The 14,059-nt window shown below is 37.1% G+C and carries 7 protein-coding genes; 5 read left to right on the forward strand and 2 right to left on the reverse strand.

The annotated features are described in order from the left end of the window. Positions 1 to 429 precede the first annotated feature (429 nt). Positions 430 to 2,322, forward strand: a complete 1,893-nt coding sequence (locus PI85_RS15395) for a stalk domain-containing protein (protein ID WP_036123110.1) — start codon at positions 430 to 432, stop codon at positions 2,320 to 2,322. 59 nt (positions 2,323 to 2,381) lie between these two features. After that, on the forward strand, positions 2,382 to 4,883 hold the full coding sequence (locus tag PI85_RS15400; RefSeq protein WP_235318494.1) for an S-layer homology domain-containing protein: 2,502 nt from the start codon (positions 2,382 to 2,384) through the stop codon (positions 4,881 to 4,883). 88 nt (positions 4,884 to 4,971) lie between these two features. Here PI85_RS15400 and PI85_RS15405 read toward each other — a convergent pair whose 3' ends face one another. Both PI85_RS15405 and PI85_RS15410 read right to left on the reverse strand, forming a co-directional pair. Then, the gene (locus tag PI85_RS15405) at positions 4,972 to 6,225 is read right to left on the reverse strand and encodes an HlyD family secretion protein (RefSeq protein ID WP_036123116.1); all 1,254 of its coding nucleotides are present in this window, start codon (positions 6,223 to 6,225) and stop codon (positions 4,972 to 4,974) included. Further along, positions 6,225 to 6,902 carry a hypothetical protein gene (locus tag PI85_RS15410; protein WP_008180873.1) on the reverse strand — a complete coding sequence of 226 codons (678 nt, stop codon included), beginning with the start codon at positions 6,900 to 6,902 and terminating at the stop codon, positions 6,225 to 6,227. Before PI85_RS15410 ends, PI85_RS15405 begins: the two co-directional genes overlap by 1 nt. Before the next feature lie 609 nt (positions 6,903 to 7,511). Here PI85_RS15410 and PI85_RS15415 point away from each other — a divergent pair. From PI85_RS15415 to PI85_RS15425, 3 genes are all read left to right on the forward strand, one after another. After that, on the forward strand, positions 7,512 to 11,513 hold the full coding sequence (locus tag PI85_RS15415; protein ID WP_235318495.1) for a cell wall-binding protein: 4,002 nt from the start codon (positions 7,512 to 7,514) through the stop codon (positions 11,511 to 11,513). 214 nt (positions 11,514 to 11,727) lie between these two features. Further along, complete coding sequence (locus tag PI85_RS15420) at positions 11,728 to 12,795, forward strand: S-layer homology domain-containing protein (protein WP_036123119.1); 1,068 nt, start codon at positions 11,728 to 11,730, stop codon at positions 12,793 to 12,795. Positions 12,796 to 13,016: 221 nt separating this feature from the next. Next, positions 13,017 to 13,928 (forward strand): C40 family peptidase, encoded by a 912-nt coding sequence (locus PI85_RS15425; protein ID WP_036123123.1) that lies wholly within the window; start codon positions 13,017 to 13,019, stop codon positions 13,926 to 13,928. The last annotated feature ends 131 nt before the right edge of the window (positions 13,929 to 14,059 follow it).

A 14,059-nucleotide genomic window follows, 5' to 3' on the forward strand; every position in this document is an offset into this window, starting at 1 on the left:
GAATGAAGCTTTTTTTAATACAAAACACGAGAATAATCCACCATTTTCTCCAGGCTATGTAACTTTTTTAAATAAAAAGAGTCTACTTTATAAAATAGTTTGCTAGTTGTTCTAATAATATCGGCCAATCTAGTTACCTATCAAATACTATCTATATATCGGTATGAATCGCATAGAAAGCAGCTACATCATTGCTTTAAAATTTACTTCAAGGGAGGGTATATATAAGGATCTAGTAAGGAAGAAAACAGTTTGCAAGAAAATATACTGGCATTTTGGAATAACATTTACTTGATATGAAGCTTTTGAAGGAGAGAGGTTAGAACTCTAGTACCGAATTCTACTTTTTTCGATAAGAATCCCACATTTTGGGGTTTTTTCATGTTAAGATGATAAAGACAATTTTGAATGTAAAAAAAGGAGAATAGCATGTTTAAGAAACTAAGGAATACATGTATTGTATCAGCGGTTGCTTTGGCTACAATTTTGCCTGGACAAGCATCTGCATCAGCAATTAGTAACAATGGAATTCAGATAAAAAACAATGTTTCGATTACAATTAATGGAGAGACGATTAGTGTCTATGACCCTATTTTAAATAAATCGGATTTCTTACTATTACCAATGCGTGCTTTATATGAAGCGATTGGTGCAAATGTGGATTGGAATAAAGAAACACAGACTGCGTCAGCTACTCGTAACGGGAAGATTGTGGATTTAAAGATTGATTCGATGATGGCTTTAGTAGATGGACAAGAAGTAGCGATGGATGTCGCACCGTTTATGTATAAAGATCGTACTTATATGCCATTGCGTTTCGTTAGTGAAAATTTTGATGGCTATGTTCAATGGGACCCAGAAAAACAATCGGTAGATATTACAATGTCAGATGATCTGCCTGAAACGCCTCAGGAAGATCCTTATATTTTACATATCAATAACAAACGTATCGTGATGAAAGATCCTATTATTATGAAGGATTCAAGATCTTATTTACCAGCTAACTATATTTATGATTATTTAGATGATTCTGCGGGTGCATGGCTCCCAGACAATTCCTTTGAATTACAAATTGCTGGGATGAGCTTTGTTTTCAAAGATAATAGTAATGAGGTTCTTGTGAATAACGAAACGGTAACATTAACAGAAAAACCGTTTATTCAAAAAGGAAAAATGTATGTGCCTATTACGTTTCTTGTAAATGCGCTAGGTGGTAATCTACGTTATATCAGTGATAAAAAAGAAATGTATATTTACGTTTACCGTTATATGTACACAAGTTCATTCCTTGAAAAATCTTATGGCTCTACATCATCGCCAGCAACTGTTCCTTCTGCTCGTTTAGAGGGAGATCGTGATTTATTTATTAGTGATAATCCTGAAACGTTAACGCGTAAGCTTGTGCCAAAGAATAATGTGACGCTTGCCCAATATGACGTGAACTCAACGGCAGTGACGAATAAGCACCGTGTCTTTGGGTGGCATTACAATACACTAGGCACAGATGTTAATATTGGGATTACGGTTCAAAACAAGTCTACGACAGAAAGTATTAAAGTTGTAGATTCAAGAGGTATTAACCAAAAGACAGGTAATAGCTGGGTAGGGCATGATATTGGTTTGACAATTGCTGATGCTACCTTAAATAACAAGCTTAAAAAATCAGAAAGTAGCGGAATTGTCATTGCACCAGGAGAAACAAAGGTCATTGAAACATACGATCTACACCATGATTATATTATTGGTTTTTTACATGATTTAGATATTCAAGCGGTCAATGGTGGAAAACCAGAGTATATGATTCGCACGGTGCTTACAAAAGATAATAGTGATTTAACAACGATTCAATCGGAGCAGGTTGCCATCGATGAGTATGCAAAGCATCCAAGAGGTGCTTGGCCAAGCGCTACAATTCTAGCAGAGCTACCTGCCTATACGGTAGATTCGCCGGAAGTCGGCTATAACATTTCGAATGGCCGTACTGACCATCTACAAACAGCTGAAAATTCATTTTCACAAATTAATGGAGCAGTCGGAAATCCAGGTCATTTCGGTATGAACTACAAGGTGTCAATTCCTGTTGTAAATCCAACTGGGTCTACAAAAACGATTAAGCTGAAACTTGCTGGTCGCGGAGGCTTATACAGTGGTGCAATTAAGGTGAATGGTAAGGTTCATTTAGTGCCTTCTTTACGAGTAGGAGAAGAATATGTGGAATTGCCTGATTACGAAATGAAAGGTTCATCAGGCACGATTGAATTAGAACTAATGCATGCTGGTGGTGTCAATCTTCCAGTAGCTATCTATGTAGAAACAAAATAAAGAAGTCACTGGCACGGGTCAATCGACATGACATCGTGCCATACTTTGATTAATTCGGAGTGAAGAAATTGGCAAGAAAATTAGTCTCAATTGTTGTAGTTATGTTCGTGCTTATGTTAACTGTTAGCCCCCTCAATGGGCAAGCAGCCGGTTTTGGCAATAAAGTGAGTGAAGTGAAAACAGAGATATCCCCACAAGTAAATCACTTACAGCAAACCTATACTTCAGGCTCTATCCGTCAGTTTGTAAATGTTTTAGATGTAAATTTAAATAATACATATACAAAACTAGAAATTGGGATGCCCAATCCTATTAATTCCCTAAAAACGACATCAGCTATGGCGAAGCAAAACACGTATGATGGCCATCGTGTTGTTGGAGCTGTCAATGCTTCATACTTTTTAGGAAATGGTATGCCCGCGAATTTGTTAGCGGAAAAGAATGAAATTGTCAATTATGGTATTTTGGGAGATACGTATGATAGCCCGACTCAAAAGCCAGTTGCATTTGGCTTATCTAAGTCAGGGAAAGCGATAGCAGATTATTATACAACGAATCTCTCCTTTCAAGTAAATGGAAAAACATATCCTATTGATCTCATTAATAGTGAACGAGGAACAAATAAAAACGTTTTATATACGCCAGAAAAAAAGACAACTGGTACAAATGCATGGGGGTTAGAACTAGTAGTGTCAGGTGCTAGCCAAGATACAAGTACTTTGCATTTCGGTGATCAATTCTCAGGCACAGTTTCTCATGTAACGACGTATGGTGCAGAAGGAAACTCATCTGTACCAGCGGATGGTTTTGTTATTTCAGTACAAAATAAAGAAGTAGCTGCTGAATTAAGCAATATTTCGGCAGGTACAAATATCGATGTCAGCTTATCAATTGATCAAAAATGGATGGATGCTCAATTCATTTTAGCTGCAGGACCAATGCTTGTGCGTAATGGTCAAGTTGATATTTCAATGCCAACGAATTCTGGCTTTGCTTCGACACGCAGTCCCCGTACAGCAGTAGCGATAGATGCTACAGGTACAAAGGTGTCACTTATTACAATTGATGGTCGCTTAAGTGGTCATAGTAATGGTGTTAACTTATCAGATTTAGCTTCACATTTAATTTCAATGGGGGCTACTTCGGCTATTAACCTAGATGGTGGCGGTTCTACAGCGATGGTTGCGCGCAATCCAGGAGGGTATTTCGCCAATCTTGTGAACAAACCATCTGAGGGCAGTGAGCGTCGTGTTTCGGCCATTTTACAGGTCGTTAATACAGCACCACCAGGGAATGTAAAATCTATTACGCTAAATAGTGTTGGTCAAGTCATGAAAGGTTCATCTGTAGATATGCAAGTAGCGACTGCTTATGATCAATACTTAAATCCGATGACCATCAATCCGACAAGTATGAAATGGTCAGTTGAAGGAAATATTGGCAAGATGGATGGTGCAACCTTTACAGCTACTCAAAAGGGTGAAGGAAAAATTATTGGAGAATATGGAGGTATTCGTACGTCCATAGCTGTTTCTGTAATAGATTTAGCAGAAAAGCCTATTGTGCTAGATAGCTTTGATAATGTGTCTTCTTGGACAACGGAAGTAGCAAAGGCGAATGCTTCATTAGCAAACTCAAAAGAGTATGCGAGACAGGGAACAGCTAGCATGCAATTAAACTATGATTTTACAGTAGCGGGCACAGGAACAAAGGCTGCCTATATGGTTGCTAAAACACCTATTGCTATGTCAGGTCAGCCCAAAAATATCGGTGTTTGGGTATTTGGCGATGCCGGTAAGCATTGGTTAAGAGGCGTTGTCGTAGATGGATCAGGAACTAAGCACACGATTGATTTCACAAGTCAGGGCGGCCTAGACTGGAATGGCTGGAAATACGTAACGGCTGATATTCCAAGTAATCTAGCAACACCATTGAAATTCGAACGTTTATATGTTGCTCAACCAACAGCTTCTCTTCAAAAGAAAGGTCAGCTGTACTTCGATCAATTACAGGCTGTCTACAAAGATAATCATGAAGAATTAGTTTATACGGATGTGAACAAAGGACATTGGGCGTTCTCAGAAATCCAAAGCTTATACAATAAATCGCTAATTAAAGGTTACTCAAATGGTACTTTTAAGCCAGAAGCGTCCATTACACGTGCAGAGGCAGCTACAATCATTGCCAGAGCACTGAATCTATCAACAACGAAGGATTCTAGCTTTAAAGATGTAAGTAACGGTCATTATGCATATAGTGCCATTGCAGCAGTCGAGCAGGCTGGCATTATTAAAGGACAAGAAGCAGGGAAGTTCAATCCAAACGGACAGCTTTCACGTGCAGAGATGGCAGCGATTTTAACAAGAGCCTACAAATTAACAGGTACAAGTAAAGTTTCCTTCACAGATGTTAAATCAACACACTGGGCATACAGCAATATCCAAGCACTTGTGGCAAATGATTTAACAGGAGGTTTCCCAGATAATACATTTAGACCAGATGCACAAATTACTCGTGCTCAATTTGCAAGCTTCTTAAATAGATGCTTATCACTAAAATAAACATGAAATACCCCCTGTTATAGCTACAAGGGGTATTTTCGTAAAAAAAATCCGCCCATCTCTAGAGAGAGTGAGGCGGATTTTGCATTTAGAAAACAATGTATTTTACATATTGCTTCCAAGTTAACTCTTTAAACTGCTTCCAATGCAATTTCTCAATAGGTAAAGTACGGAAGGTGTAGGCTTCCATATTGCGCTTCACATTAGAGAGCATTGGTGTTCCTTCATCGAGATAGTCTGAGAAAATAGCTGATTGAGTCGTATTAAATTGGACATTAATATCTATCAATTGAATTTTTCCATCCTGATTAATGATATGGAGCTTTTTATTTCCTCTTTTTGTTGTCGCTAACCACGATTTATCGACTTTATAAGAATCGAACGCTTCATTGACAATAATGGAGGCTTTACCAGTTGTTGAAAACGGTACTTCCTCTATTGGCGCATCCTGTTGCAGTACTACTTCATAATTTGTTGGATGCGGAAGGTTTGTTGATTTAGCTAATTCATTTGCCCAAAATGTTTCATCATCTGTAGCAATCATTTGCTTGTCTAAAACGATACCAGATAATGCATCTTTGACATGTTTCACTTTAAAATCAACTGTTTGGCCCTCCTGTACTTTTTGCCATTCTTTTTCTGATAAATAAGCATACATGGCTTTTTCATTCGAATAGATTTCGAAGGTTAAAGCACCAGCCTCTTCTTTCACTGCTGACACTACACCATCTATAGGACTGACAATGCCTTGACGAGACTCTATTTGTGTAATTTGCGCTTCAATGAGTGCAATTTGACGATTTGTTTCAGCAATATGTCGATTTAACAGGGCAACTGCTGTCGATAGCGAATTTTGTTGAGCAAGCTCTAATTTCAATGTAACAGATAATCTATCATTGATTTGATCGGTATTAATAGAGCTTTTTGGATTCGAATCGTCGTATTCGTCTTCAATTTGATCAAGTGCATTTTGTAAATCATTTAATTCTGTTTCATAGGCAGTGCGTTCCGATTCAAGCTTTGTAAGCTCCTCGTCTACTTCATCTGTTTTAAAGGTAGCGAGTAAATCATTCATCATCACTTCCTGGCCACGTTTTACATTGACAGCGGATAACTTTGTTGCATCAGCTGTAATGGTAAATGTCTCGGCGGGTGCCACAATGGTATCCTTATTGACACGCTCCGTATTCGTACCGATATAAGCTTTCTGAAATTCGTCAATAAAGTAGGATCGTGTCACGGTGCTATCTTCTTTGAAAACAAAATAAGCATTTATACCGATTATGAGCATCGCCACCACAATACCTATACTTGTCCATGGTCTTGCCTTGATAAATGCCATTATCCTAACCCCCTAGCAATCCATTCTTTAATGGGTAGCACACTAATCATGCCCACAAATAAAGCCATAAATAGCTGTAAGCCAATCAATTTGACTACTAACATTTTTCTACTAGCTTCTTCCTCCCATTTCGACAGGAATAGATACTGCACAATAATGATTAAAACGGTCGTTACCGTCAATTGATTGATTGTAAATAACACGAAGTCAGTTTTAATGACCTGTAAGGCAGCAGGAGCCAAAGAAAAGAATGAAAACATCGTTGTATAGCCCACCCCATAAAAAACAGCAAAGAGAATTGCTTTTTCAATGAGCAGAAAGGCAACAACGTAAAGCTGGACTTTTTTTATCCAAGTATAAGGAATGTCCGTTAATAGATGTAATAGATAGGTAACACCGTAATAATGGAAGCAAAAATAAATGATCGCCCATAAAATGGCACCGAGCATGGAAAGTACGCGTGCCACATAGTATTCATTTTGTAAATCCATTGCAAATAAGGACGTTAAATTTTCTGTCCCCATTCCCCAATATTCGCGAGTAGCAAACAATAGGATGAAAAGGATGAACACCGTTAATGCACGTTTTTTATATCCGATGATCTCACCTTTTTCTACGATGTTTGTAAAGTAGGTAGGGTTTTTTAAGCTATGCCAAAACTTATAATGGTAAAACATAAACAGCGTCCTTTCTTCCAAAATAGGATATCAAAGATGTAGTATACACCTTGTAAAGACATTATGACATATGAAAATAGCTGTTTTTTTCCAATAATTTCGTTGAAAAAACGTATTTCGTCATTACATGTCGATGGATGAAAAACATCCTAATATCAATTACACCTCGGCGGATTTGTGTCACATTTTTTTACATTTACTCGAAAGCTCATTTTCAAAAATCTGTAGTATCTGCCAGAGGACTTCTTATGATTCCATAGGCGTTGGAAATCCGAAGAATCAAGATAAATCTATTGTATAGTATAATTGAAATAACTTCCTGTTTTTCTAGCTAGTAATTTTGAAAAACTACTTTTGACGCCCATTATTTTGTAAATATAATAGAATGGCTTGAAAACGTGTAATTTACACCGATACTAAAGTAATGATTAATTATTTACGTCTCTGCGTATATATGTCCAGATTTTTTCGATTTTGCTCGAAATAAATCTCAATGATCTTCGGATGCTTTATCTTGATTACGCACTCTCTTAAAAAGAGGTATCCTATGCCATTTCAGGATAAATGAAAATGAACATATTCATTTTCTTATACATAAAAAATGAAAGGGTGATTCGATTGAATCGAAAATTGACAGCAGGTGTTATAACAAGTCTTTTATTAGCACCTACAGCTATAGCAAATGCACAGGAAAATGATGCACAATCTCGTGTCACAGCACAAACGGAGCAAGTTTCCTATGTCAACGCTGTGGCAGCTGCTACGACAAAGGAACAGCTCATTGCCCAATTCGGTAAATTATCGGAGAATTCGACTGCTAATGATATGGTGATAGCAGATGGTGATATTAAAGTTGTACAAAATTCGAATGACCTTGGATTTGACAACAATGAAAAGGCACTGATTCAAGCAAAGTACGACTATGTAGTGGAACAACGTCGCCTATTAAATGAACTACAAGCAATTTGGAAGAAAATTAGTGCAATCTCTAATACTAGTAAGACATTTATAGACGATGCAAATGCTGTAGAAACAGAATATGAAAGTTTTTTAGGTAATGAAACGACAGACAAATCATATTTATTCGTACAAAAGCAATTTGAGAAAGCGGTCGATGCAGCGTTTGCCAATAGTGCTAGCAGCATTACTAATACCGTTCGAGGAACAGTCTTACAATATGGCTATAAAGAAGCTGATCGCAATAACTATTTTAAAGGCAAAGGAGTAGATATTGCGAAACTTGGAAAATTAGTTGATGATGCAGCAGCAGTCAAAACTACTGCAACAGAGCTTGACGCTTTAGTGGATGTATTAAAGCAAAGCCCAACGGATTATCCAGCTATTTCTTCAGCATTAGATAAAGTTACAGCAGCTTATAACCTACTAACGGCAGATCAAAAGAAAGTGGCTGAGGCCTATAATCCAAACAATGATACAGTAACACCTTTTAAAAAATATAAGGATGCTTTAACGGGTCTGTCAGCCATAGATAAAGTTTCACTAAGTATTACTCAATTAATAGCTAAAAAACCAGCAGACTTTACGTCAGCAACAAGCTTTATTAGTGCTGTAACGGCTATTGAAAAATCCTACAACGCTTTAGATGAAGCTTCACAAAAGTTAGTGGCAAACTATTCTACATTTGAACAATATAAAAAGGCTGCTGATATTTCCAAGCAAATTTCAGCACTGCGTGTATCCAATGAGGCGGCATATCGTACAGAAGTAAACTCCATTAAAGGGATGTATGATTCATTAACAATTGATAAAGAACTTGTAAAAAATACAACGGATCTAAATGTAGCAGTAGCAAATATTGCTTCTGCTGAAAAAATCGAAGGACTTATTTTGGCAATTGCAAGTGCCTCAAATAAAGTGGAGGCTATCAAAGCTGCTCGTACTGCCTATGATGTGCCACCAGCAACAACTGGAACTACTATTAACGCGGCAAATGTCAAAAAAATTGTCAATAATCTTGCTGAGCTAACAAAGTGGGAGAAGGTTTACAATGCATCTTTAAATGTGGACAAATTAATTGACGGTATTGATCCTAAAGCGTCTACATTTGAGAGCAAAACATTTGCTGCTCAGTCGGCCTTTGACAAATTGGCTATGGAAGAAAAGGAATTTGTGCAAAATAAAGATCGCTTAAATCTTTTATACCAATATGCGACTTTATCGAAACAAGTCAATGCCCTTAAACCGACAATGCCAGATTACAAGACCCAAATTACGGAACTGCAATCAAAGGTGACGGCGTTAAATGCTGGGAATGGTAATGACGCGGCTCCATTGGCTGAAATGAAAAGTAAACTTGAAGAGAAATTATCCAATCTTTTAAATGAAGATTTAGTAATAGCGGGTGTGATTCAGCAAATATCAAAGCTAAGTCAATCAAATGATATAATCACGGAGATTTTAGCTGCTCGAGCTGCCTATGATAGCCTCCCATCTTCGGCAAAAAGCCGTGTAACGAATATTAAAGTTTTAACTGATTTAGAGAAATCATATAAAACGGTTGTGAATGTTATTTCACAATTTGAAAAGCTTGATCCATCCTCTAAGAGCTATATTTCAAAAGCCAAATCAGCTTATACAGCCTACGCTAAGCTAGATGATAAAAATAAAACCTATGTCAAAAATTATAAGAATTTAAAAGAGGTTGTACCTGTAATAGACGTAATTGTGAAAATTAATGCATTAAATCCTTCTAGAAAAACGTATAAGGATGATGTGAAAGCAGCAACAGATGCATACACAGCATTAACAGATCAAGCCCAGGTTATTAATTATCCTGATCTTATAAAAGCACAAGCCTATATCGATATGGCAAAGGCATTCGATGAACGTGTTCTTGCATTAGCGAATGAGAATCCGGACACATTTGTCCAAAAGGTAGCCGAGCTAACTACTGCCTATAAAGCATTAGATAAAAATGCGCAGAAGCTTGTGGAGCAGGCAAAAACTTTAAGTAATTATGAAAAGAGCAATAAAGCCGTTATCAAGGTTATTCAACTGATCAATGCATTGGACCCAACGAGTAAGGATTATACAAAAAAGGTACTTGCCGCACGGAAGGCTTATAATGCCCTTGATGAAGTTTCAAAAAAACATGTGACGAACTATACGAATCTTACAGCTGTCGAGGATGTGGCTTCATTAATTGGCCTGATTGCTTCGTTAAAGCCAACAAGTAAAACATTCTACCAAGATATGAAAACGGCACGTGAGCTTTACGATGCATTATCTGAGGAGAAGAAGCAAGCCATTATCAACTATGATGCACTGGTAGCAGCTGAAAATGAACAGGGGTTAGCTGAGGGCGTAATTGAGCTAATCAAATTAACAGAAGTGCAGGATGCAGACTATTTAACAAAGCTAATGAATGCACGTGTAGCCTATGATAAGCTGTCATCGAACCAAAAGAAACTAGTGACGAATATTAAAGATTTAACAACGCGTGAAAAAGAGGTTAAGCCTATTTTAAGCGTGATGGTACAAATTAATGAACTAGATCCAGAATCGAAAAGCTTTGTTAGTAACGTTAACTCTGTCCGTAAGGCATATGACAAACTATCGAAAGATCAAAAGAAATACATCAACAATATTGATGTACTCTTAAAATATGAGCCGGTATCCAATGTAGTGGAATTGATTAGTAAACTAAAATCTTCAAGCAATACATTCCTTCAAGATACAGCAAGAGCTCGTTCGCTTTATGATGCATTACCTACCGATTTGCAGCAATATGTAACAAACTACTATTTATTGCAGGCTGCTGAGTCAAGTATTCTAGGGGCTGGCAATGTAATGCAAATGATTGATGCTTTACCATCTGTTGATCCGAAGCAGTATGTAAAACGTATTCAAGAAATTCGTGCTGCTTATAATGCTTTACCAAAGGATCAGCAACGAGCTGTGGAAAACTACAGAGTATTACAAGACCAAGAAAAGCTGATTAAGCCCGTTATAAGTATTGTGGAGGATATTGATCGTCTCTTAACTGCTAAGGATATGGATAGTCAATATCAAAAGATTTTAAAAGCTTACGACAAGCTAAATGCTGACCAAAGACGCTATGTGTATAACGACCAATTGTTACTATCCTTAGACAACGTGATAAAGGTCTATAATAACATTGCAAAATTAAATCCTAAGGATAAATTCTACTTTGGTATGGTTGAAGCTGTACGTAAAGAATACGATAGTTTGAATACGACAGATAAACAGCGTATCTCCAATTATTCAATTCTATTAGAGGCGGAGAAAAGTATGGCCGATGTCAAGAAGGTCGTTGAAATGATTGCAGGACTTTCTCCAAGTTCACCAACGTATATAGAGGATGTGGCCAATGCCGTAGCTGCTTATCAGGCATTGGATTCTAAAGTACGGGGGCAAGTCATCAATGAAGACTTACTCAAACAGGCTGAAAAAGATGTGGCTGCCGTTCTCAAGGTCGTTCAAGCGATTGGCAATATCGATCCAGATAGCTCATCATTCGAGAAAAAAGTATTAGCAGCTCAAAAAGACTACAGCTCATTGTCGATAGAGCAACAGGGACTAGTGTATAACTATCGTATTTTAGAAGAATATCTTAAAATGATTCAATAGTATGAGAAAAAAGGAGTTTTCCCAACGAAGATTAAGGGAAAACTCCTTTTATAATGATAAATAGATGAATCAATGTATTATTTTCCAAAAAAAGTGAAACTATCTTATTCGAATTTCGTATCATATAGTATGTATGGTGAATTTTCGTTTCTCCACTTCAGTGATGAAAAAGCGCCGTTTGCTACATATTTGACATATTGAGGAGGTAGCCCTGTTGAAAAAAATTCTGAGTATCATCGTCCTTTCAATAGCTGCAACCGTAGGAAGTTTAACAAATTTAAGTCAGGTAGAAGCGGCATCTGCCAAAGTTGTGGATGTTTCGAATGCATATTGGGCAAACGCTTCGATACAACATATGCTAACAAAGCAATATATGACTACATATAGCGATAACAAATTTAAACCGGAGCAGGCAATTACAAGGGCAGAGGCTGCTGCTGCCATTGCTCGATCTATTCAGACCAATGTAGACATAGCAAATACGACAAAATTTAAGGATGTCCCTGCTAGTCATCCCTATTACAAAGAGATTTGTCAGCTTGTTAAACTGGGGGTTATCCAAAAAGGGGAAGACTTTCATCCTGAGGAGCCTTTAAAGCGAATGCAGGTGGCAAAAATGCTAGCATTAGCGTATCAATTTAAGGTTGATAACAAAAATAATACCCAATTCGCAGATATTCCTCAGACGCATTGGGCACATAATTATATTGAATCGCTTGCTGATATCGGCATTATTAGTGGGGTAGACGCTAAACACTTTGCACCTGATCAGTTAGTGACACGCGCCCAATTTGCTGTGTTCGTTGAAAGAAGTATTTATTTTCAGCAAAAAATAAACAAATTAGAAGTGGCTTATGATTATTTGGCAAAGGATTATATTCCAACAGTCAACCTTTCTACCGAATGGTCGAAAAAGGTTATTCAGTTAATTAATGTTGAAAGACAAAAGAAAAAGCTAGAACCTGTTGTGTATGATCCAAAATTGACACAAATCGCAATCATTAAAGCGCAGGATATGGTGAACCGCCATTATTTTGAACACGTTTCACCGTTTTATGGTGCCCCATGGGATTTAGCGACTTTATTTGATTATGATTATACGAGCTTTGGAGAAAATATCGCCAGAAATATTCAAACACCCGAGATTGCTGTAAAAGCTTGGATGGCTTCACCTAGTCATCGCGATAACATTTTGAAAGAACATTATACGAATACAGGTGTTGCAATAGCGCAGGATAGCAAAGAAAATTACTATTGGGTTCAAATGTTTTCTAGTCAATAAGTTGTTGTGTAACAAAGGTGCTCTAATATTACAGTAATGTTACGAAAGCTTCAAAAAATGATAAAAAAATCCCTCTTTTAACGCTGGAAATACCACCAAACGTTGGTATTACAGCGTTTTTTTGCTGTCTAAAACCGTTACACAAATGAAAAATAACAAGAGCTTCTTTTATGATAGTCTATTTATAGGCAAAAAAGTTTTGAGAGGGGTATAACAAAAGTATGAATAAGAAATGGTTATTACCAATTTTTGCATCTTTCATGTTATTTTCAACAACTCATATAAATACTGCTGAAGCAGCGACAAAAGATGATGTCACTGACACAGCTTCTAAATATTTAGGTATTCCATATAAATACGGTGGTACAACAACAAGTGGTTTTGATTGCTCTGGATTCACTTCTAAAGTATTTTCAGACTTAGGCATTCAATTAAATCGTACATCAGGCTCTCAATACCAACAAGGTAATGCAGTAGCAAAGAGTGATTTACAAGTTGGCGATTTAGTATTTTTCAATACAAGTGGTAGTGGCATTTCACATGTGGGTATATACATAGGTAATGGTAATATGATCCACTCTCAAACAGGTCAAGGCGTTAGCTACTCAAGTGTTAATGATCCATATTATTGGGCTTCTCGTTATGTAGGGGCTAAACGTGTGGCAACATTTGATTCGCAACAACAAGCTGAAGTAAAAAAAGCTGCAATTGACTTTTCAGTATATGCTTCTCGTGCAGAAGTTGCTGTACAAATTGCAAAAGCTTTAAACTTAGATACTTCTAATACAACTACTAATTTCGTAGATGTGAAACCAACAAACGCAAATGCAGGTGCTATTGCTGCTGTTGAAAAATTGGGGATCTTTGAAGGCGATGCGAACGGTAAGTTCAACCCGTCGTCACCAATTACACGTGCACAAATCGCTAAAGTCTTAGTACTAGCTTTCGGTCTTGAAAACCAAGGAGAAACAGTAGCATTCAATGATGTTCCTCAAAATAACTGGGCTAGTGATTATGTTTCTATCCTTGCTTCTAATGGTGTTACAAATGGCGATGGAGATGGAAGTTTTGGCACTGATGAATTATTAAAAATCAAACAACTTAAAGTTTTCATTGAAAGAATTCAACAATAAATTTCTTGAATTTTACATGTTAATTTTGTCATAGATTGCAAGAATTGATCTTTTGAATAGCGTATAATGGAAGAAGGGTTTGCAATCGCAGACTCTTCTATTTTTATGATAACTACTTAGGAGAGGAAGTG

The organism is Lysinibacillus sp. A1 (genome assembly GCF_000801965.1).
Lineage (GTDB): Bacteria > Bacillota > Bacilli > Bacillales_A > Planococcaceae > Lysinibacillus > Lysinibacillus fusiformis.